Genomic DNA, 21,277 nt, shown 5'->3' on the forward strand with positions numbered 1-21,277 from the left:
TCCTTCAGAGCGTATTGGTGCGTTGATCACGAGTTTTGTCTTAAGCAGACTTAACGTCGTTTGTAATGAGATAACGAATTACTTCGTCAGAAATCTTCATGAGACGCTCAAGTTCAGTAACAACTGCTGGTTCAGCAGTGAAGTGTACCAAAACATAAACACCATCACGGAATTTCTTGATCTCATACGCAAGACGGCGTTTACCCATAACGTCGTGAGCTGTAACTTCACCACCGCCGTTGGAGATGATGCCTTGGAATTTATCGACTGTAGCTTGAACAACTTCTTGCTCAACGTCAGGACGAATAATGTACATCACTTCATATTTGCGCATAATTTTCACCTCCTTATGGACTCTGGCCCTCAATCTAGGTTGAGAGCAAGGAACGAGCACAAACTCGAACTATATTAATATAACAAATACAGAACCATAATGCAAGCAAACGTTCCCTTTATATATAGCACATGATCACCCCTACTATGGAGCACACTACAGAAGCTACAACGAAATACATTAGGCCAAGGAGGTTTTCATATCATGGGCGAAAGAACTGAATTTGAACCAGGAGACAAGGCTCCAAATGATGGCGAGTACACCGAGGTCGGTGAGAAGAGCTTTCACACGGAAATCAATAATCCAAAGCGAGTAACGTTGCAAAAAGGTGAACCCTTCCCAGAGACAAGCAATCATAATCGTAAGTGGAAGAAGCTAACGAAAGCTCGTGTCCACTAAGTAAACTTTTTTTCAGCTCCACGTATATAAAACGAAATAAAGCACATAATACAATCAGGCGGTACACGAGAGAGGTGTGGTTCCGTTGGACAACGAAGCCGAACATTCTTTGTTGGAAATGCATCACGTAATATAAGAAGCAAGTGGTTGTGTGTAAGACCCTGCGTCCTAAGCACGAGTATTGCTTCAGCAGTACGCCAAGGTTTCTGATCTTTACGCCAGATTGTTTCCTACTAACCGAATGTACCGCCGGATAAAGAGCCCTTAGGGGCTCTTTATTTTTGCGTTTCACTGCCACTGAGGATGCTTCATTTCATGCCTTTACTTTTATCGTCTTATCAAAAAGAATGAGCAAACAAAAAAGCCTTCCATATTAGGAAGGCTTTCTTCTTATATAACTCAACGCTTCATTGAGTAATCGAATGTTTTTATCATGTACAAGTGAAGTGGCGGAAAGGGTGGGATTCGAACCCACGCACGCTGTGACACGCCTAGCTGATTTCGAGTCAGCCCCCTTGGGCCTCTTGGGTACCTTTCCGCAGCAATATTGATTATAGCATGATCATTTACAGAACGCAATACCTAGCCCTGCCTGCATGTAAACGCTATTTTAGGCATGATTTATTCTATTTCATATCCTTCATTCTGCTTACGATTTACTCATGATTTACTTACGAACTGCTCATGATTCAGCTAGATCTTCTGCTGACCGCAGCACCTTTTTCATGTTTTTCTCAAACTTCGCTCTTGGAATAAGCACGCTGTGTTTACACCCTACACATTTGATACGGATATCCATTCCCATACGAATGATCTCCATCTCATTGCTTCCGCATGGGTGCTGTTTCTTCATCTGCACGATGTCCCCGAGCTGAAAAATTTTACGCTCCACCTGTGCCATCCCCCTCATTCTGTTCTTGACCTGCTGCCTGCTCTAAGGCTGCTTGATTGCTCATCTCTTGATACTCCAGTGATTTCTTCACATCACTTTGAATCTGTCGTTCTACAGAAGATCTGGAGTTTGGCATACACTCTGCAACGATGCGAACAACGTACTCTGAGGTAGACATCGATTGAATGCCAAGTACATCTGGCACCTTCACAATGTTGAGATCACGATTCTCAATTCCCACCAGCGCTCGCTTTACCAAATGAACCGACTCATCCAAACTCAAATCAGCCTTCATTGGAATATCCACAACAGCAAGTGAATTGGACATCGAGAAGTTCGTTACACTGGCAATGGTACCATTAGGTATGATGTGCACCTCACCTTGCCAACTGACCAACTTGGTTGTTCTGAGTCCGATAACCTCAACCGTTCCTTTATACGTGCCAGTCTGAATGACATCTCCTACAGCAAATTGATCCTCTAGTATAATGAAGAAACCCGTAATTACATCTTTTACTAATCCCTGTGCTCCAAAACCGATTGCTAGTCCGAGTACACCCGCACTGGCAAGTAATGGCCCAACCTTTACATTAATCTCCGATAATACTAGCAGCACCATGATGAAGTTACACGTTATGGAGGTTGCGTTCTTCAGCAATTCACCTACCGTAACAAAACGACGAGGATTAACGCGAAGACGGCCTTCCTGCTTCTGCTTCATACTACGATCGATAATACGCGACACAATTTTAATCACAATTCGAGTAGCAATGAATATAAGCAAGATCCTCAGGGAGCTGAATAAAATATTAAACCACATATCTGCATCAGCAACTTTGTTCCATAATTGATCTGTCCAGCTTAGAGCATTTTCTATAACAGTAGGCTCATTCGAACCACCAGAAGCCGCCATATATTTAAACGACCACATTCATCCTTCCCCCTCTACATCGGTATGTTATCATAGCTGTCTTCCGTTTTGAAATAGAGGCCTCGAATCTCCACGAACTCATTCCGAATGATCTGTTGCACTCTCAGCACATCTTCCTTAGGAAACTGAATACAGAGTGCACAGCCTGCCGTAATCTCTTTCGGTGTTGGAAACAAGTCGATCTCAATCTCAGCAAATTCTAACAGCATCTCCGCTCGTAGTGCCTGCTGAGTAGAATCAAATGCAATCAACATCCAATCATCTAACCATTCGTCCATGCCCGGCTCCCTTCAATCTTACTTAGCTCCAAATTACCCTCATTGGGTCACAGCATAACCTTCTTATGAAAAAGCTTGTCCTCACCAAGTATAAAACGCTCTATCCTTCCATATACTGTTACTACCATTTCAAGGGGAAAGGATAGATCCTATGAAACCCATCTCGCATTCTTTTTCATCCCAAGATATGACCAGTTTGAAAATTCCTCATACCGATCCTGGCGTACACTCAGCTATTATTCATCGTTTAATGTTCCATCTCTACAAAGCTCATTCGTTGCAAAATGTGGTAATCGTATGCATCGGTACTGATCGATCTACCGGGGACTGCTTAGGCCCATTAGTAGGTTCAGCTCTCGCTAAATGGGACAGCCCTCTCTTTCACCTTTATGGCACACTGGATGAACCTGTACATGCTATGAATCTACAAGAAACACTGCACAAAATCCAAGCCACACACCATAATCCATACGTTATCGGAATCGATGCTTGTCTTGGACAATCCTCTAGTGTTGGCTGCATTCAAGTGGTCAATGGTCCATTGAAGCCTGGAGCTGGCGTAAATAAAGAATTACCGCCGGTCGGCGATATCCATCTGACAGGTATCGTTAACGTCGGCGGCTTTATGGAATACTTTGTTCTGCAAAATACAAGGCTCAGCTTAGTTATGCGCATGTCTGAGATTATATCCAGCAGTCTTTACTCGGCCATCCGAGAATGGCATACTCGCTCTACTCTGCTTGCTGTGCCAGAGTAATCGCTTCTTTCTCTTCAGGGGAAAGTGTATACGTGGACTCTCCCCCTTTAAGAGGTTTAGCATAGACATAAGAACCATCACGATTATAGAGACCTGTGAGGATCATACCGTCTTGATTATCGTTAATCATTGCCATGGAGAAGCTCAGATCACTACCTCTTTCACCATAAGCATTGTAACGCTTAACCCCTACTTTACCCTGCATATGGGTCAATTTCTGCATGACTGCTTGTAGCTGATTCGTTTGCAGCTTGTGTTCATCTTCAATGCTATCCATCTGAATCTTCAGATTAATTAACAACGTCTCCAGATCTTCTACTCCTGTGCCAGACATCATCGCTTCATATTTCCGTTTAAACTTACGCAACTTTGCACCCTGTGCAATGCTAGTCACCAGCAAGATTACCAATAGTAATGCCATTCCGCCAATAATCCATAGCAATTGTTCCAGAATCAGCTCATTTAGTTCAGCCATGTAGTGTAACTACCCCTCTGTTTGTTTGTTCAGATTAAGGTCTGTATCCTGTAGCATCATGCCTATATTACGAAATCACCTGATCGATCAGCCCTGGAATACAAAAACCCCTCTTAGGATTTCCTAAGTCCCTTCGTATAACCAAGTGATGCGTACCCGGGTATATCCACTCTCTTTATGTCATGGATTGAGATCATAACATGCCTAACGATGATGTATCCATGCAACTTATTTGAATCTTGTTATTTCGTGCACAGCTTCAATTAAAGTGTTCACATCACTTTGGACTGTGTTGTATCCTACACTTGCTCTAACCGCTCCACTCCGTGTAGTGCCTGCGGACTCATGTGCAAGAGGTGTACAGTGAAACCCGGAACGAACTGCAATGTTGTACTGTCGATCCAGTTTAAAAGCAAGTTGAGCTGAATCATGTCCTTCTACCGTAAACGATAACAATCCAGTACGGGGGTGTCCAACCTCTGGGCCTAACATTCGAATTCCCGGTACAGAGGCTAACCCTTCCATCATAAACTGTGTCAATTCCCATTCATGTTGGTAGATCCGTTCAGGTGTTAATTCCATCACATGCTTTACACCAGCAGCAAGACCGGCCATACCTACCGTATTAGGTGTACCAGCTTCATAACGATCGGGACGGACAGTAGGTTGTTCTATTGCTTCTGATTGACTTCCTGTCCCGCCATGAAGTAGAGGTTGCACGTCTAACTCTGGGGCAATGTAGAGTCCACCTGTCCCTTGTGGACCTAACAAACCTTTGTGACCAGGAAAGGCAAGCATATCAATGCCAAGTTGCTTCACATCAACGGGCATCACGCCAGCGCTTTGAGCAGCATCTACAAGTAAAGGAATCTGACGTTTTCGACACATCTCAGAGATTTCACCCACTGGTAAAATACTACCCAACAGATTAGAGCTATGTGTACAGACAACCAGTCGGGTGTTCGGTCGGAACATCTTCTTAAGCTCCAACAGATCAACGGCGCCCATAGCATTAACCTTTACATAATCTACGGTTACATTTCGTGATCTACGCATGTACTCCAACGGACGTCGCACAGAGTTATGTTCAGCCATAGTTGCAATAACATGGTCACCTTCGCGTAACCATCCCTGAATGGCAAGGTTCAAAGCCTCTGTCGTATTCGAACCGAGTGAAATATCATTTGCATTGCTCACACCAAACAGCGTGGATAATGCCTTTCTAGTGCTAAATAATACGCGACTCGCTTGAACAGCCATCCGATGGCTACCTCTACCTGGATTAGCTCCCGCTACATCCAAAGCCTGCATCATTGCTTCACCAACAGTAGGCGGTTTAGGCCATGATGTTGCAGCATGATCTAGATAGATGACTCTCTCCACCTCATAACCACCTCTGCTCATTCATTAAACGTAATGCTTGCATTTCACCCTAATAAATATGACATATCGTTGCTCCATCGTACAGAGGCGATATGTCATCCCATGAGAAAGCCCCGCATGTTGTTATCGAGCGTGAAACATCATCTATTGCAGCAGTTCGAGTAGCCGCTCTAGATCTTGTTTACTGTAGTAGTTGAGCTCAATTTTACCTTTTTCCTTGTTGCTATGCTTGATTTTCACAGTTGTTTTGAACCGCTCCCGAAGGGACTCCTCCACTGTATCAATGAATGGATCCTTCTTCTTCAGTTTAGATTTCGCTTTGCCCTCGAGTGCTTTAGCGCGATCCAACTGTTGAACTGCTTCTTCCAACTCACGCACACTCCATTGTTGCTCAATGGTTTGTTTAGCAAGTTGTTTCATCATATCAAGATCCTTCACACCTACAATGGCACGAGCATGACCCATTGATAGTGTTCCACGTGAAACATGATCCTTCAATTCATCCGGTAAAGATAACAATCTCAAGAAATTAGCAATATGGGATCGAGATTTGCCCACCTTTACAGACAGCTCTTCCTGAGTCAAGGCGAACTGATCCATGAGCCCTTGATAGGCAACTGCAACTTCCATAGCATTTAGGTTCTCACGCTGAAGATTCTCGATCAGTGCGATTTCCATAACCTGCTGATCACTGAAATTACGAACTACTGCTGGTACAGTAGCATTTCCGCAATATTGAGAAGCTCTGAAACGCCGTTCACCAGCAATAATCTCATACCCTCTCAACACGGTACGTACGATGATCGGCTGTATTACCCCATGCTGGCGAATGGACTCAGCCAACTCATGAATTGCATCCTCATCAAATACTTTTCGAGGTTGATAAGGGTTTGCCCGCAATTGACTAATCGGGATCTCAACGACTTTGTCATCATCATTAATTGAAAGCGATGGAATGAGGGCATCCAGACCTTTTCCGAGCCGCTTACTCATATGATATCACTTCCTTTGCGAGCTCTAGATATACTTCTGCTCCCCGGGAACGGGGATCGTACGTAATAATCGACTGTCCATGAGATGGTGCTTCACTAAGCCGAACATTACGCGGGATAATCGTTGAATACACTTTTTGCTGAAAATACTTCTTAACTTCTTCAATGACTTGAATTCCCAGATTCGTACGCGCATCAAACATCGTAAGCAACACGCCTTCGATCTGCAAAGAGGTGTTCAGATGTTTCTGAACCAAACGAACGGTATTGAGCAGTTGGCTCAAACCTTCAAGTGCATAATACTCACACTGAATCGGAATGATCACCGAATCGGAGGCGGTCAACGAGTTAATCGTCAACATGCCAAGGGATGGTGGGCAATCGATCAGTATGTAATCATAATTGTTTTTCACCATGGCGAGTGATTTTTTCAGGCGAACTTCGCGTGATATCGTAGATACCAATTCAATCTCGGCTCCAGCGAGCTGAATGGTTGCAGGAATAATATGAAGTCCTTCGATTTGAGTTTCTACAATAGCCTGCTGAGGATGAACTTCATTAATGATGACATCATATATGCAATTAGCCACATCTGCTTTATTGATTCCGACTCCGCTGGTTGTGTTCCCCTGAGGGTCTATATCGACAAGTAGTACTCTTTTCCCGAGTGAAGCCAGTCCTGCACCCAAGTTAACAGATGTTGTCGTTTTCCCCACACCGCCCTTTTGATTTGCTACGGCCATAATCTTAGACAATACCTTCACCTCAAATAAATAGGAGTCTTTTCTTGTAGGTTATAAGCTACATTTAACACCAAGCAGGTGGCTATCGTCCACACAACAACAACTACCATTTCCTCTATCAATGTCATTCTCCGTGCTATAGACAGAAAAAGCGGCCTATTGCCGCCTGAAGCTTCAATTATTTGCGTTTCGGGATATGGATAACGATTTCATAATGATCCTCGTGGTCTTCTTCTTTCGTTTTGATATCCAGACCAGAACCGGAAACCATATCAATCGATTGGCGAATCGTATTCAGTGCAAGTCTAACGTCCTTGGTGAATGAAATACGTTTCGATTTTTTAATTTTAGAGGCTTCTTTGTAGAAGGCAACACGTGCTTCCGTTTGCTTCACATTGAGTTCTTTTTCAATAATTTCAGCAAGCAGCTTCATCTGTAATTCTTCTGTATCTAGTGAAAGTAACGCTCTTGCATGTCGTTCGGAGATTTTCCGTTCCATTAGAGCTGCTTTAATACCTTCAGGAAGCTGTAACAAACGAATTTTGTTGGCAATCGTCGACTGACTCTTACCCAAACGCTGTGCTAGACTCTCTTGTGTCAACTGATGCAAATCAATTAGTTTCTGATAGGCCACCGCTTCTTCGATCGATGTTAGTCCTTCACGCTGCAAGTTCTCAATCAATGCAATGGATGCAGCCTGTGAGTCGTTGAATTCACGTACAATGGCTGGAATATGATCCAGACCAAGCTTTCGAACTGCACGCCAGCGACGTTCACCAGCAATAATCTCATATGATCCATTTCGTACGCGGACGACAATAGGTTGGATAACCCCATGTGTCTTGATCGTCTGCAACAACTCGTCAATTTTTTCATCATCAAAGATCGTACGGGGTTGATACGGGCTGCTCACAATTTCATTGACCGGAATTTGTTTTATCTCGTCTCCGTTATTGCGATCCGCCAAACCAAACAACTTCGAAAATTGTTCTTTCATTCCGTATATTACCACCTAGTTTCGTAATAGCTCCTGCTGTAATGCAGGTGCTTCTTATTCAATATGCGACCCCATATATACCGTCGTTTGTCGAATAAGTTTTGCCTGTACTAACACTTCCTAATTCAATGACTTACTGTATGAAATGTCTATTCATCTATATCAATCTATGATCTCTGAACCAGAGAATCGGATACTTCTATTCTATCATCTTTTCTATCATAATCCTATGTTTACCTATTCTTTAAACGCTCTTAATTTTCCTGCTTTTTATTCATTCAAATTGAACAATACGGAAGAGGTATTTTCTTTTCGGAGGGTATTTCTTTCACTATATGGTTAGCCGTTTCCCTTACGTATTTTAGAAAAGAAGAATGTTTCACGTGAAACATCACCTGCTGAAGGTGCTATCTACACGGCAATGATCTCCATTCGTTAAATATCACACGTTCCATTGATAAAAGAATCACATTTTCGACTTTATATTCCAATCCAGTCAGCCATGCCTCAAACAAGCTTAAACCTATAAATTAACTTACTCGCAGATGAATGATTTAAACTCCTCACACTTTAAACTCTACTCAGTATTCGTTTTTGGTTATACCCATCCCTCAACTGTATTCACATCCACAAAAAAATAGTGCACTCTGCTAATGCGTTGCATTAACAAAGATGCACTATTGTACTTAATCTGCTTGAGCTACCTGTAATTACACCAAAGGTGTTTTCAGTGGTGTACCTGGTTTGCGTGGATACTTATGAGGTGTTTTATCAAACTTCTGAACGAGAATAATATGACGCTCAGATTCCTCCACCGGTAGCTGGAATGGATGGACTGCTTTTACTCGTCCCTTCAACTGGTTGAAGCTGAACTCCGCTTCCTTCATCTCTTCGCGCGGGTCGCCACCCTTCATCGCAGCGAAGAATCCACCTTTGCGTACAAATGGCAGGCAGAATTCATTCAATACAGCTAGCTTGGCAACTGCTCGTGCCGTAACGAGATCATAACTATCCCGATACCCTTCTTTACGTCCAAGCTCTTCTGCTCGTCCATGGATCAATTCAACGTCTGTCAGACCAAGATGATCCACCACATGCTGCAAGAAACCGATACGCTTATTCAATGAATCAATAATTGTTAACTTTAAGTGTGGAAAACAAATCTTAAGTGGCAATCCCGGGAAGCCCGCTCCCGATCCGATATCAGCCAGCTTTTCAACTTTGGAAATATCCGTGTAAAAAGCTAGGGACACCGAATCATAAAAATGCTTCGTATAAACCTGTTCCCGCTCAGTGATGCCCGTCAGATTCATCTTTTCATTCCAGGTAACAAGATCCTGAAAGTATAATTCAAACTGTTCCAGCTGAAGTTCATTCAGCTCTAATCCATGTTCTTTCAAACGCAACTGTAGTTGCTGTTGGATAGCGTCCATTATTGTCCCCTTGCTGCGGTTACACGGTTATAATGCTCCAAGTAGACAAGCAAAATGGAGATATCTGCTGGTGTAACCCCAGCGATACGGGAAGCTTGCCCAATCGAGATTGGACGAATCGTAGAGAGCTTTTGCTTCGCTTCCATCGCAAGTCCGTGAACTTCATTATATTCAATCGTATCCGGAATCTTCTTCTTCTCCATCTTTTGCAAACGTTCCACGTGGATCAATTGTTTCTCAATATAACCCGCATATTTGATTTGAATTTCGACTTGTTCTTTCATATCAGCAGTCAGTTCAACTTCAGGTGGTGAGATCTGCTCGATCCAGTCATACCCCAGTTCAGGACGACGCATCAAGGTTAGCAATGTGCTTCCATCCTGAATCGGTGTTGAGCCCGCTTCTTCAAGTTTCGCATTAACTTCCACAGGACGTACTTTTGCTACTTTCAGACGCTCAACTTCAGCATCTACTTTAGCTTTTTTATCGAGGAATTTTGCGTAACGTTCTTCGGTGATCAATCCGATATCATGACCAATTTCAGTCAAACGAAGATCAGCGTTATCATGACGAAGCAACAAGCGGTATTCCGCACGTGATGTCAGCAAACGATATGGCTCATTGGTTCCTTTTGTTACGAGGTCGTCAATCAGAACTCCAATGTATCCTTGGGAACGATCAAGAATAACTGGCTCTTTCCCCTGCACTTTACGTGCCGCATTAATACCTGCCATTACACCTTGCCCAGCTGCTTCTTCGTAGCCAGATGTACCGTTAATCTGTCCTGCAGTGAACAGACCTGGTAAACGTTTTGTTTCGAGCGAAGGCCAGAGCTGTGTAGGTACCATTGCATCGTATTCAATCGCATAGCCGTTACGCATCATTTCTACTTTTTCCATACCTGGGATGGAACGTAGAACAGCCAGCTGAACGTCCTCTGGCAGACTTGTCGATAGACCCTGCACATAGTATTCCGATGTGTTTTTACCCTCTGGTTCAAGGAAAATCTGATGTTTCGGTTTATCGCTAAATCGAACAATCTTATCTTCAATCGATGGGCAATAACGCGGGCCTGTACCTTCAATGACACCCGAGAACATTGGCGCACGGTGTAGATTATCGTTAATAATCTGATGAGTTTCAACAGATGTATATGTCAGCCAACAAGGCAATTGCTCATTGTCAGAAGATTCTGTTTCGTAAGAAAAGAATTTCGGCTCGTCATCGCCTGGTTGGATTTCGGTTTTGCTAAAATCAATCGTGTCCTTGTGCACACGAGGTGGTGTACCTGTTTTGAAACGAACCAGATCGAAGCCAAGCTCACGCAAATGCTCGGACAATTTGAGTGATGGCTGTTGATTGTTCGGTCCACTTTCATACATCAATTCACCCATGATTACTTTACCGCGTAGATAGGTTCCTGTAGTCAGGACGACCGCCTTAGCACGATACTCAGTGCCAGTCTGTGTCACTACACCTACACACTTATCATCCTCTACGATAAGACGGTCTACCATACCTTGGCGCATGGTCAGATTACGTTCATTCTCCATCGTTTCTTTCATTTTGTGCTGGTAAGAGAATTTATCTGCTTGAGCGCGCAGTGCGTGCACTGCCGGCCCTTTACCTGTGTTTAGCATCCGCATCTGGATAAATGTTTTGTCGATGTTTCGACCCATTTCTCCACCAAGTGCATCAATTTCACGCACAACATGCCCTTTTGCTGGTCCACCAATGGATGGGTTACAAGGCATGAAGGCCACCATATCCAGATTGATCGTGATCATCAGTGTTTTGGAACCCATACGTGCTGCCGCTAGTGCAGATTCTACACCTGCATGTCCTGCGCCAACGACGATAACATCATAACTACCGCCATCAAAAGCCATTCTTGTTTACCCCCTTATACCGTCGCACACCTTATATGATATACGATCGGTTCTAACAACTAGACGTCTGACTGCCTAATCGTAAATTGAATTTTGAAAAATCCGTAACATCTATATCAAAACAATAGGTCATTGTTCATCTAACTCTAAAATACATCACCTATAATAGGGATTGAACTCATCTATCATACACCTTTTTGATACACGTGCAAGCCTGCAAATTTTACTTTCCTAGACAGAACTGGGAGAAAATCTGATCAATCAATGCATCATGTGCTGTATCTCCTACAATTTCACCTAGGTGCTCCCAAGCGAGTCGCACATCAATCTGAATCATATCAATAGGAATGAACTGTTCTGCTGCCTCATATGCGTCTACAAGAGACTGTTTGGCCTTTTTGAGCAACGCAATATGACGCACATTACTAACATATGTGAGATCCGCCGACTCCAGTTTACCGCTGAAGAACAATGTTGAGATTGCTTCTTCCAAGCGATCTACACCGAGATCATCTTTTACCGACATCGGTACAATGCGATCTTCTGGAATATACCGAAGCAACACATCACGATCTGCCTGCGGAGTTAAGTCCATTTTATTCATAATGATAATTGATTGTCTACCGCGGATTTGTTCCAACAATTCAATCTCATCCACATGCAGAGGCTCAGCCGCATTAATGACCATCAATAGAAGATCAGCATCATTAACTGCAGAGCGGGAACGTTCGACACCAATCTTCTCAACGACGTCCATCGTCTCACGAATGCCGGCTGTGTCGAGCAACTTGAGCGGGATATTATTAATCGTAACAAACTCTTCAATAACATCTCGCGTTGTACCCGGAATATCTGTGACGATTGCTCGATTATCTTGAGCAAGTGCATTGAGCAATGAGGATTTCCCTACATTAGGTCGTCCAACAATGGCTGTTGTAATCCCTTCACGCAGTATTTTGCCCTGTTCAGCGGTGACTAGCAATTTATCAATTTCAGTCATGACTAGACTGGATTTTTCCTTAATAAAATCAGCCGTGAGTGACTCCACATCATGCTCCGGGTAGTCAATGTTCACTTCGATATGTGCCAGCGTTTCGACCAGTGTGTGTCTTAGATCACGAAGCTTACTAGATAGCTTGCCCTCCACTTGCTTCAGAGCAACGGAGAAAGCACGGTCTGATTTGGAACGGATGAGATCCATAACGCCTTCTGCCTGTGACAGATCGATTCGCCCATTAAGAAACGCCCGCTTAGTGAACTCACCCGGCTCAGCCAGACGAATATCAAGCTGGAGTAACAGATCCATTACACGTTTGACAGATACAACACCACCATGGGCACTGATCTCCACCACATCTTCTGTTGTAAATGATCTTGGAGCACGCATCACGGTAACTAGTACCTCTTCAACCTTTTCTCCCGTACTTGGTTCAATGATGTGACCATAGTGAACGGTATGGGATTCAGCCTGTGTTAATGGTGTTTTACTGCGAAAAATTTTCTCTGTCTCTGATACTGCATCCGGGCCGCTGATCCGGATCACGGCAATTCCCGCTTCTCCGACAGCCGTTGATATTGCTGTGATCGTATCACTGATCATGGTTATCTCTCCTTGCTCTATTTTCAAATTGCCGCCCAGGATTGGACGCCATATCATTTCTAATAAAAGGCTTACGCTTACCTCATGGGTAGTTAAATATAAAAGGCTTTTGTACGAAAAAAGCAATGGCTTCTGCACGGGGCAGGCAGCCATTGCGTCTTCAATTTCGTGTTATTTCGTCATAATGACCACACGCCGATTGGGCTCCTCGCCCTTACTATATGTCTTAATCTGCGGGTTATTTTGCAGTTTCGCATGAATCACTTTGCGCTCTAGTGGTGGCATTGGCTCTAGTACAACTTCCTTACCAGAACGAATGGCTTGTCCAGCTAATCGCTCAGCCAGATCCTCCAGCGTCTTCCGTCTACGTTGACGGAAGTTCTCTGCATCAAGCACAATGCGTACGAAACTCTCCGAATAACGATTGGCTACAATGTTTGTTAGATATTGAAGAGCATCTAGCGTTTGCCCACGTCTGCCAATGATCATGCCGAGATCTTCTCCAGCAATATTGAAGACATGTCCATCGCGCTGTTTCTTGATATGCACCTCAACATCCAGTCCCATACCTGCTGCCACTTCTTTTAAGAAAGCAGCCGCTTCCTCATAGGGATTTTTAGCTGCGACATCCTCAGGTGCTTCATGCATCTGAGAGATAGACGCGGCTGGCTTGATCGGCTCTGTTACGACTTCGGGTACAGGGAGAAGCTTAACTTCTACTTTCGCCGCCTTTACTCCGATCAAACCCAGGAATCCTTTTGACGGCTGCTCTAACACTTGTATCTCGACCTTGTCCCGGCTCACGCCAAGCTCAGCCAATCCTTGGTTTACAGCATCTTCAATGGTTTTTCCTGACGCAATGACTTTGGTCATTTCGATTTTTTGGCCCCTTTCGACCCTTTTCCAGAGACGGTCGCTTTGCCACCGTTTTTGCGTTTAGCTCCTTTTTTGGAAGAGCTGTTCTGCTTCACGTTGACCTCAGCCACGACTTTATCATTATTCCGGTAAAGGAAATAGTTTTGTACGATCGTGTAGATATTACTGTAGAACCAGTAGAGCGGCAAGGCGGACGGGAACTGATACGACATAACGAAGATCAGAATCGGGTACACCCATAGCATGAACTGCATTGGACCGATCTGCTGTGCTGGGTTCATACGCATCATCATCCATGTTTGAATGAATGTAGTGATGGCAGCGAGCACTGGCAAAATAAACAGGTGATCCGGTTCTCCGAGTTGAAGCCACAAGAAATCGTGAGTTCTTAGACTGGAGTTTCCGTAAATGGAGTTATAAAGTGCGATGTAAATCGGCATCTGAATGATAAGAGGCAGACACCCGGCCATCGGATTAACTTTGTTCTCCTGAAACAACTTCATCGTTTCTTGCTGAACTTTCTCAGGTGTATCTTTATACTTGGCTTGAATCTCCTTAAGTTGCGGCTGAATAGCCTGCATTGCTTTGGAGCTGCGAACTTGCTTCATCGTCAATGGTAAAATCAATGTCCGGACAATAAGCACCATGACTAGGACAGCTAGTCCATATTCGCCGCTGAACCATTCTGCGAACGTATCGAGTGCATAAGAGAACCAGTAGACTACATTACTTTGCCAGAATGAATCACTGTTCTTCAGATCTTCTGTAGTAACCCCGGCTCCTTGCGGAGTACATCCAGCTAATACAGCGACCATTGCAATAACTGCAATGAGGAGAATCCACTTCCCCTTTGATGTCTTCAATCGCGACACTTCATAACCCCTCTCTTAACCATTCCATTCCACCGTAAATCATACCATAATTAGGAGGACAAATAAACCAAGGCTTACCTTTTATTAGGCTTCAAAAGAGCCGCCTTGCGCATCACATGCATCAAGCTTTTCTCCATCTCCTGATAGGTCATGTCCAGCGCACCTTTTCTGACAATAAAGATCAGATCCATTTGCGTAACAATCTCTTTCTCGTGATGCCGTATAATTTCCTTAATCATGCGTCTCATCCGGTTGCGTACGACAGCGTTTCCGATTTTCTTGCTGCATGATACACCTACTCGGAATTGCTCAGTATCTTTACGGCGGCAGCCATACACCACAAACTGATGATTGGCAAACGATTTCCCATACCGGTATACGCGGCTAAAGTCCGCCCGGTTTCGTAAACGCAGTCTTTTGTACACGGCGCTTCTCCTTGCTGTTCTCCACCATCATGTATTGACGGAGGCCTCATTACTGATTTAGTATAGGCTTTCTTGAATGACAGTAAACTGTCTTAATCACAACTTCATCACGAATCAATGACGACTGAGTACTCGAATTGGACACCCATTCTATTGCGATGAGTATGAATCACTTGCACTGAGGGCAAGCCTTGACCCTGGATTACTATGAATCGGTCATTTCTGCCAAAACAAATTGTTCTATATATATTAAGGTACGTTTTCAAAAAAAGTACGCTTTCGAAAACCTTCAACATACATTTCGGTTGTGCATTCTGACTTTTCGAAGTCAATTCAGACCAGATCTGTAGAAGCATCAAGTCCGAATTGATCTGATATTAAGAAAAAAAAGACCACCTCGGTGGTCTTCACATGCATTAAGCACTCAGGACTTTACGGCCTTTCAGGCGACGTGCAGCCAAAACTTTACGGCCGTTGCTTGTGCTCATTCTTTTCCGGAAACCATGAACTTTTTTACGTTTGCTAACGTTCGGTTTGAATGTAGGTCTCAATGTATTGCACCTCCTTACAAGGAAATACTTATGTGATGAATCATTTTCATCTTCACAGAAAACACCTTTATATATTTAACCACGAACAACTGGAAAAGTCAACTGAAATCCACACGACTCCTCCCTCTTTCTAAACGCCGTTGTCATCTACGATCTGGCACTCTTCCTGAACAGCTGGAATTTCCAATTGGCACATACGGTTAACTCGCCAAAAAGTTATCCCCACCGACCTTCCTAAAATCACTGTTTATCGTGATATCAGGTTATCCACACCTCAAAATATTGATCATTACCTCATTATTATACTCTTTTGAGTTATTCACATGTGGATAATGATATTAAATTATCTGAATTGTTTGTGTCCTTTTCGATCGGGGTAATCTTTACTTGCGAATTAACGACAAAAATTGCATGCCAGATTTTCTCGGAAATGCTCCTTGCTGCTGCGTATATTTAAAATTGAATGTATCCGCTTTATCGGTGAGGTTTACAAGTTTTCAAGAAAGGTGTAGGATACAAATTACATCTTGTATACAAGTATACTTATTGGTGTTTTCCCTGACCTTAATGATGACCAATTGTCGCCCTATAATTCTTGTCGATTATGATCACATATGCTCATTCAATAAACGGTTATGCTATGATCAATAGGAACTGATTATTTGAATAGGAGCGTTACCTACTATGCTGTTTCCATCTTCTTGGTTGCAAGGTGCTTCCCGAGGGGAAGCGATTGCCTGCGAACTAAGGCTGCGTATTATTAGCGGAACCCTTCGTCCTGAAGAGGTTTTATCAGAGAATCGCATTGCCGCTGATTTTGATAGTAGCCGTTCACCAGTGCGTGAGGCCTTGAGAACATTGTCTAATGAAGGACTAATTCGTCTGGAACGAATGGGCGTGGTTGTCCTCGGATTGAAAATTAAAGACGTCGAAGAGTTATATGATGTCCGTTTTCTAATTGAAAGCTTTGTCCAACAACGGCTAGCAAGGGCCGTTCCAGATCAATTAATTACACAACTCCATAATATCATCGACAAAATGGAGCTGGCTGGACGCCATCAAGATGCGGTTGAGTTTGCTTACCAGGATCTAACTTTTCACGAGACGATTATTGAAGCCGCTGAGCATTCTCGTATTTCACATCTCTGGCGAAGCATCCGATATGTTGTGATGACGGTCATGTTACTTACAACGAAAGAAGTATTTAATCAAGGCGAGCAGAAAGTAAGCGCTGTAATTGAGAAACACCGTTTGTTAATTCAAGCCCTTGAGTCTGGAGATAAAAGCTTAATTCAGGCGGGCGTGCGCCAATACTTCAAGGATTCCGGCAAAACTTTACACGATAGCTTTGATATATGATGATCGGATGGCTAACCATTGTAATCGTCAAGCTCTTCCAAACGAACGATCCCTCTACAACCTGATTGATCATGGGGTGTGTACTCGGATTGCAATCATTTTCGAAAGAATGATTGCGCTTTAAGTTGTCGACAAGTATACAAAATGCGATTTATTTTCATTTTTGAGGCATATTAAAGGAAAATGACCACTGCTTTTTTATTTAAGGGCATGCGTAAGTTCATTCTTTACTGCATACGTGCCCGTCATTTATTTGTAAGCGTTATATACAACATGAGAAGAAGGAGCATACAGCATGAGCACTCTATTTGGACTATCCCACAATGCTACTTTACTGGTATGGACATTGATCGCCATTGTTTTTCTAATCGTATTGATCTCCAAATATAAATGGAATCCATTTATCACCCTCTTATTATCTGCATTAATGCTCGGTTTACTTACAGGCATGAAACCCGCCGACGTAATCTCGTCAATTACGGGTGGTCTTGGCGGCACGCTTGGTACCATTGCAATTGTTATTGGTCTCGGTACTATGCTGGGCAAAATGATGGCTGAATCTGGCGGAGCTGAACGCATCGCTACTACCCTGGTGGATCGATTTGGTATGAAACGTGTGCACTGGGCGATGATGATCGTTGGTTTTATCGTAGGTATCCCCGTTTTCTTCGAAGTCGGTGTCATTCTGATGATCCCAATCATCTTCACCGTTGCCCGTAAAACAAATATGTCCTTGCTCCAGATTGGTATTCCTATTTTGGCTGGTTTATCCACAGTACATGGTCTCGTTCCCCCTCATCCGGCGCCTATGATTGCAATTGAAGCGTTCAGCGCAGATCTGGGAAAGACGATTTTGTATTCCCTTATAGTAGGTATTCCGACAGCAATTATTGCAGGACCCTTGTTTGGTAAGTTTATCGGCAAAAGGGTACACACTGAACCACCCGCAGAGCTGGCTGAGCAGTTTGCTACCAAAACAAGCAGTAACCTGCCCGGATTTGGTATTACGCTCTTTACCATTTTGCTGCCGGTTATTCTAATGCTGATCGGTTCAATTGCAAGTATCATTGACCCCAATGTTACAAGTGGCTTCACAGTGTTTAGTGAGTTTATCGGCAATGAGATCATTGCCCTGCTCATTTCGGTTGTCTTCGCCCTCTTTTCGCTCGGCTTTGCACGTGGTTTCACCAAGCACGATCTGTCTCGCTTCACTAGCGAATGTCTGGCGCCTACGGCGACCATTATTCTCATTATTGGTGGCGGTGGTGCATTCAAACAGGTACTAATCAACAGTGGTGTAGGTAATGCCATTGCTGAGGTCGCTACCCATGCCAACATTAACGTGATCTTGTTCGCTTGGCTTGTTGCAGCCCTGATTCGTGTAGCTACGGGTTCAGCGACCGTTGCGATGACAACCGCAGCTGGCATTGTGGCTCCGGTTCTTGCACTTACGCCAGGTGCCAACATTGAACTGGTCGTACTCGCTACTGGCGCAGGTTCACTTGTGTTGTCCCATGTGAATGATGCAGGCTTCTGGATGATCAAAGAATTCTTCAATATGAGTGTCGCACAGACGCTCAAAACGTGGACTGTTATGGAAACACTATTATCTGTCGTGGGACTGATCTTTATTTTGCTGCTAAGTACAGTGGTATAAATGAAAATTCATTATAGAGTTTAGATTCGATTCCGTAACCGGAGAAAGAAGGTTAGATCAACGTGACCAACTATATGATTGGAATAGATATCGGTACCACCAGTACCAAGTCCGTTTTATTCACGGAACAGGGCGAAGTCGTTAGTACCTCGACACAAGAATATCCACTCTATACACCTGCCCCTGATGTGGCTGAGCAAGACCCTGAGGAGATCGTACAGGCTGCCATCCGCTCTGTGCGTGGAGTCATGGATCTAAGTGGTGTTATGGCCAAGCAAGTCTTATTTGTGTCTTGCAGCTCAGCTATGCATAGTGTCATTGCAATGGGAGAGGACGACAAACCGCTAACCCGCTGCATCACCTGGGCTGATAATCGAAGTGCAGCTTGGTCAGCCAAGCTGCAGGAGAACGGAGTAGGACACCGCATCTACCTTCGGACAGGTACACCCATTCATCCGATGTCTCCTCTCACCAAATTAATGTGGCTTCGCCATGACGAACCTGATCTTTTTCAGAGCACAGCCAAATTTATATCTATTAAAGAGTATTTGTTCTTCCGTTTATTTGGACAATATATCGTCGATCATTCCATCGCTTCCTGCACCGGACTGCTCAATTTAGAACAGCTGGACTGGGATGCGGAGGCTCTTGCAATCGCAGGCATTACGCCAGGTCATTTATCCACACTCGTGCCTACCACACATACAATAGAGGGAATGCATCAAGAATGGGCTGAAAAAATGGCTCTCTCCCCCTCTACCCCCTTTGTAATTGGGGCAAGTGACGGGGTATTGTCCAACCTCGGCGTAAATGCCATAGAGCCTGGTGTAGTCGCTGCAACTATCGGTACCAGTGGTGCAATTCGAACGGTCGTTGACCGCCCAGTTACCGACCCCAAAGGTCGGACGTTCTGTTACGCACTCACAGAGAATCTGTGGGTTATCGGTGGTCCTGTCAATAACGGTGGGATGCTATTCCGTTGGGTGCGCGATGAATTCGCAGCGTCTGAAGTAGAAACCGCGAAGCGGCTCGGCATTAACTCCTATGACGTGTTAACCAAAATTGCCGAACGTGTTACTCCCGGATCTGAAGGGCTCCTCTTCCATCCGTACCTTTCGGGCGAACGTGCCCCATTATGGAATCCAGACGCTCGTGGATCATTTTTTGGCTTAACCCTTCACCATCAGAAGGAGCATATGATACGTGCAGTGCTTGAAGGGGTTATTTTCAACCTCTACACCGTTCTGCTCGCGATGGAAGAACAGATTGGACAGCCTACCTCTATTCAGGCTACAGGTGGCTTTGCGCGCTCTCCGCTATGGCGCCAGATGATGTCTGACATATTCAATCAAGAAGTGGTCGTGCCTGAAAGCTTCGAAAGCTCCTGTCTTGGGGCTGTTGTCCTTGGACTTTACGCAACAGGGCGAATTAAGTCACTTCATGCCGTTTCTTCAATGGTAGGTACAACCCACCGTCATACACCTATTAAAGAGCATGCCTCCCTCTATCAAGAGCTGCTGCCCATCTATATTCGCATCTCTCGCAAACTAGAAGAGGAATACGCCGATATTGCCGAATTCCAGCGTAAGATGTCTGCTAGTCATTTATAGATGGTTCGCTGATCTGACTTATTTCGCATTCTAAATGCAAGAGCCAACAACCGTTCGGTTGTTGGCTCTTCTTCTTTTACATAATTAACTAGATAACTCGTCTTCCTCTATTACTATCTCCAGCGCTTTTTATCACAATTTCGACCAACTTCTATTTAATAAATATCCTATTACAGGCAACCCGCTTCTTCCTCTTTTTGGCCTCAATTATGTGTACATTCTCATGTCGGATCTCTATCTGATCAACTCAGCAATCATGATAAGGAATTCCACCTTACATATACTTCTATTTTCAATAATCAATAAGCCTCTTAAAGATGGAGCACATCTGTGAGGAACAACCCTAATTAGTTTCAGCGTCTGGAACAACCCATATTCACTTTGCAGTTATCCACAATCATGTTATTCACAAACGAAGAATACTTTTGCACACATTTTGGCATCATTTGACGGATAACCTGTGTATAAAATAATTTTGACTTTAGGGTTGCTATGTCGAAACTTAAACAATTTATAAACAATATATTGTGTTGTGGTTAAAAATTATACACAAGTTATTGAATTTGTGGATAAAATCACGCGATACGTTGAAATGCGGGGCTTCTTTTGCTATGATTGTATTACTTTTGGATGTGAATATGTGATCTGACCCATAATATTATCAACAGCCTGTGGATAAAGTTGTGAACAATTTTCCGTTGTTCATTCTTTTTTTGTTTTCGACCTGTGGAGGTTTGGGGATAAATTCAGGCAATATATCTCGTATTTCGACACTGCAACATGGCTTAAGCCACACTTGGAACATGTAAAAGGAGTGACAGTCT

21 protein-coding genes and 1 tRNA gene are annotated in these 21,277 nt (G+C 43.8%); 5 read left to right on the top strand and 17 right to left on the bottom strand.

Annotation, left to right across the window (positions count from 1 at the left end; all coding sequences use genetic code 11):
• Positions 1 to 40 precede the first annotated feature (40 nt).
• On the bottom strand, positions 41 to 334 hold the full coding sequence (gene rpsF, locus V6W81_RS29035) for a 30S ribosomal protein S6 (protein ID WP_024629534.1): 294 nt from the start codon (positions 332 to 334) through the stop codon (positions 41 to 43).
• A 204-nt stretch (positions 335 to 538) separates the two neighbouring features.
• Between rpsF and V6W81_RS29040 the strand changes: the two genes are divergently transcribed.
• Positions 539 to 733 carry a YjzC family protein gene (locus V6W81_RS29040; protein ID WP_056697536.1) on the top strand — a complete coding sequence of 65 codons (195 nt, stop codon included), beginning with the start codon at positions 539 to 541 and terminating at the stop codon, positions 731 to 733.
• 447 nt (positions 734 to 1,180) lie between these two features.
• Here V6W81_RS29040 and V6W81_RS29045 read toward each other — a convergent pair.
• The 4 genes from V6W81_RS29045 to V6W81_RS29060 form a co-directional block, all read right to left on the bottom strand.
• Positions 1,181 to 1,271: transfer RNA gene (locus tag V6W81_RS29045), tRNA-Ser, on the bottom strand.
• A 144-nt stretch (positions 1,272 to 1,415) separates the two neighbouring features.
• Positions 1,416 to 1,625, bottom strand: a complete 210-nt coding sequence (locus V6W81_RS29050; protein ID WP_056697538.1) for a DUF951 domain-containing protein — start codon at positions 1,623 to 1,625, stop codon at positions 1,416 to 1,418.
• Positions 1,615 to 2,556: a mechanosensitive ion channel family protein gene (locus tag V6W81_RS29055; protein ID WP_338541196.1), complete on the bottom strand. Its 942-nt coding sequence runs from the start codon at positions 2,554 to 2,556 to the stop codon at positions 1,615 to 1,617. Before V6W81_RS29055 ends, V6W81_RS29050 begins: the two co-directional genes overlap by 11 nt.
• Before the next feature lie 14 nt (positions 2,557 to 2,570).
• Complete coding sequence (locus V6W81_RS29060) at positions 2,571 to 2,834, bottom strand: DUF3343 domain-containing protein (protein ID WP_128104230.1); 264 nt, start codon at positions 2,832 to 2,834, stop codon at positions 2,571 to 2,573.
• A 151-nt stretch (positions 2,835 to 2,985) separates the two neighbouring features.
• Between V6W81_RS29060 and yyaC the strand changes: the two genes are divergently transcribed.
• On the top strand, positions 2,986 to 3,591 hold the full coding sequence (yyaC, locus tag V6W81_RS29065) for a spore protease YyaC (RefSeq protein ID WP_056697544.1): 606 nt from the start codon (positions 2,986 to 2,988) through the stop codon (positions 3,589 to 3,591).
• Here yyaC and V6W81_RS29070 read toward each other — a convergent pair.
• The 12 genes from V6W81_RS29070 to rpmH all read right to left on the bottom strand — a co-directional run bounded on the left by V6W81_RS29070 (position 3,566) and on the right by rpmH (position 15,827).
• The gene (locus V6W81_RS29070; protein ID WP_128104232.1) at positions 3,566 to 4,066 is read right to left on the bottom strand and encodes a DUF4446 family protein; all 501 of its coding nucleotides are present in this window, start codon (positions 4,064 to 4,066) and stop codon (positions 3,566 to 3,568) included. The two genes, yyaC and V6W81_RS29070, sit on opposite strands and share 26 nt — an antisense overlap.
• Positions 4,067 to 4,294: 228 nt before the next feature.
• Positions 4,295 to 5,449, bottom strand: a complete 1,155-nt coding sequence (locus tag V6W81_RS29075) for an aminotransferase class V-fold PLP-dependent enzyme (RefSeq protein WP_338541197.1) — start codon at positions 5,447 to 5,449, stop codon at positions 4,295 to 4,297.
• 144 nt (positions 5,450 to 5,593) lie between these two features.
• Complete coding sequence (locus V6W81_RS29080) at positions 5,594 to 6,442, bottom strand: ParB/RepB/Spo0J family partition protein (protein WP_338541198.1); 849 nt, start codon at positions 6,440 to 6,442, stop codon at positions 5,594 to 5,596.
• Entirely contained in the window at positions 6,435 to 7,196 is a 762-nt protein-coding gene (locus tag V6W81_RS29085) for a ParA family protein (RefSeq protein WP_056697605.1), read from the bottom strand. Before V6W81_RS29085 ends, V6W81_RS29080 begins: the two co-directional genes overlap by 8 nt.
• 166 nt (positions 7,197 to 7,362) lie before the next feature.
• Positions 7,363 to 8,181, bottom strand: coding sequence for a nucleoid occlusion protein (noc, locus tag V6W81_RS29090; protein ID WP_145045119.1), 819 nt, complete (start codon positions 8,179 to 8,181; stop codon positions 7,363 to 7,365).
• A gap of 710 nt (positions 8,182 to 8,891) precedes the next feature.
• A complete protein-coding gene (rsmG, locus tag V6W81_RS29095) occupies positions 8,892 to 9,614 on the bottom strand; it encodes a 16S rRNA (guanine(527)-N(7))-methyltransferase RsmG (protein WP_338541199.1) in 723 nt (240 codons plus the stop codon).
• Positions 9,614 to 11,503 (bottom strand): tRNA uridine-5-carboxymethylaminomethyl(34) synthesis enzyme MnmG, encoded by a 1,890-nt coding sequence (gene mnmG, locus V6W81_RS29100; RefSeq protein WP_338541200.1) that lies wholly within the window; start codon positions 11,501 to 11,503, stop codon positions 9,614 to 9,616. Before mnmG ends, rsmG begins: the two co-directional genes overlap by 1 nt.
• Before the next feature lie 223 nt (positions 11,504 to 11,726).
• Complete coding sequence (gene mnmE / locus V6W81_RS29105; RefSeq protein WP_145045125.1) at positions 11,727 to 13,103, bottom strand: tRNA uridine-5-carboxymethylaminomethyl(34) synthesis GTPase MnmE; 1,377 nt, start codon at positions 13,101 to 13,103, stop codon at positions 11,727 to 11,729.
• A gap of 171 nt (positions 13,104 to 13,274) precedes the next feature.
• Positions 13,275 to 13,976 (bottom strand): RNA-binding cell elongation regulator Jag/EloR, encoded by a 702-nt coding sequence (gene jag, locus V6W81_RS29110; protein WP_145045127.1) that lies wholly within the window; start codon positions 13,974 to 13,976, stop codon positions 13,275 to 13,277.
• Positions 13,973 to 14,851: a YidC/Oxa1 family membrane protein insertase gene (locus V6W81_RS29115; protein ID WP_145045129.1), complete on the bottom strand. Its 879-nt coding sequence runs from the start codon at positions 14,849 to 14,851 to the stop codon at positions 13,973 to 13,975. Before V6W81_RS29115 ends, jag begins: the two co-directional genes overlap by 4 nt.
• A gap of 74 nt (positions 14,852 to 14,925) precedes the next feature.
• Positions 14,926 to 15,276: a ribonuclease P protein component gene (rnpA, locus tag V6W81_RS29120; protein ID WP_239290861.1), complete on the bottom strand. Its 351-nt coding sequence runs from the start codon at positions 15,274 to 15,276 to the stop codon at positions 14,926 to 14,928.
• Between the two features lie 416 nt (positions 15,277 to 15,692).
• Positions 15,693 to 15,827 carry a 50S ribosomal protein L34 gene (gene rpmH / locus V6W81_RS29125; protein ID WP_024629517.1) on the bottom strand — a complete coding sequence of 45 codons (135 nt, stop codon included), beginning with the start codon at positions 15,825 to 15,827 and terminating at the stop codon, positions 15,693 to 15,695.
• Between the two features lie 684 nt (positions 15,828 to 16,511).
• On the opposite strand from rpmH, the gene V6W81_RS29130 reads away from it, so the two are divergent.
• The 3 genes from V6W81_RS29130 (at position 16,512) to gntK (ending at position 20,453) form a co-directional block, all read left to right on the top strand.
• Positions 16,512 to 17,186, top strand: a complete 675-nt coding sequence (locus V6W81_RS29130; RefSeq protein WP_338541201.1) for a GntR family transcriptional regulator — start codon at positions 16,512 to 16,514, stop codon at positions 17,184 to 17,186.
• Between the two features lie 295 nt (positions 17,187 to 17,481).
• Complete coding sequence (locus tag V6W81_RS29135; RefSeq protein WP_145045135.1) at positions 17,482 to 18,843, top strand: gluconate:H+ symporter; 1,362 nt, start codon at positions 17,482 to 17,484, stop codon at positions 18,841 to 18,843.
• Positions 18,844 to 18,917: 74 nt separating this feature from the next.
• Entirely contained in the window at positions 18,918 to 20,453 is a 1,536-nt protein-coding gene (gene gntK, locus V6W81_RS29140) for a gluconokinase (protein WP_430701411.1), read from the top strand.
• The last annotated feature ends 824 nt before the right edge of the window (positions 20,454 to 21,277 follow it).

The sequence above is a fragment of the Paenibacillus tundrae genome, assembly GCF_036884255.1.
In the GTDB taxonomy this organism is placed as follows: Bacteria; Bacillota; Bacilli; order Paenibacillales; family Paenibacillaceae; genus Paenibacillus.

What these genes read in the sequence shown, in the direction of transcription:
- V6W81_RS29135 (WP_145045135.1), top strand. Translation starts at nt 17,482, where the DNA reads ATGAGCACTCTATTTGGACTATCCCACAATGCTACTTTACTGGTATGG.
- V6W81_RS29060 (WP_128104230.1), bottom strand. Translation starts at nt 2,834, where the DNA reads ATGGACGAATGGTTAGATGATTGGATGTTGATTGCATTTGATTCTACT.
- noc (WP_145045119.1), bottom strand. Translation starts at nt 8,181, where the DNA reads ATGAAAGAACAATTTTCGAAGTTGTTTGGTTTGGCGGATCGCAATAAC.
- rpsF (WP_024629534.1), bottom strand. Translation starts at nt 334, where the DNA reads ATGCGCAAATATGAAGTGATGTACATTATTCGTCCTGACGTTGAGCAA.
- V6W81_RS29040 (WP_056697536.1), top strand. Translation starts at nt 539, where the DNA reads ATGGGCGAAAGAACTGAATTTGAACCAGGAGACAAGGCTCCAAATGAT.
- mnmE (WP_145045125.1), bottom strand. Translation starts at nt 13,103, where the DNA reads ATGATCAGTGATACGATCACAGCAATATCAACGGCTGTCGGAGAAGCG.
- V6W81_RS29070 (WP_128104232.1), bottom strand. Translation starts at nt 4,066, where the DNA reads ATGGCTGAACTAAATGAGCTGATTCTGGAACAATTGCTATGGATTATT.
- mnmG (WP_338541200.1), bottom strand. Translation starts at nt 11,503, where the DNA reads ATGGCTTTTGATGGCGGTAGTTATGATGTTATCGTCGTTGGCGCAGGA.
- V6W81_RS29080 (WP_338541198.1), bottom strand. Translation starts at nt 6,442, where the DNA reads ATGAGTAAGCGGCTCGGAAAAGGTCTGGATGCCCTCATTCCATCGCTT.
- gntK (WP_430701411.1), top strand. Translation starts at nt 18,918, where the DNA reads ATGATTGGAATAGATATCGGTACCACCAGTACCAAGTCCGTTTTATTC.
- V6W81_RS29130 (WP_338541201.1), top strand. Translation starts at nt 16,512, where the DNA reads ATGCTGTTTCCATCTTCTTGGTTGCAAGGTGCTTCCCGAGGGGAAGCG.
- yyaC (WP_056697544.1), top strand. Translation starts at nt 2,986, where the DNA reads ATGAAACCCATCTCGCATTCTTTTTCATCCCAAGATATGACCAGTTTG.
- V6W81_RS29055 (WP_338541196.1), bottom strand. Translation starts at nt 2,556, where the DNA reads ATGTGGTCGTTTAAATATATGGCGGCTTCTGGTGGTTCGAATGAGCCT.
- rsmG (WP_338541199.1), bottom strand. Translation starts at nt 9,614, where the DNA reads ATGGACGCTATCCAACAGCAACTACAGTTGCGTTTGAAAGAACATGGA.
- jag (WP_145045127.1), bottom strand. Translation starts at nt 13,976, where the DNA reads ATGACCAAAGTCATTGCGTCAGGAAAAACCATTGAAGATGCTGTAAAC.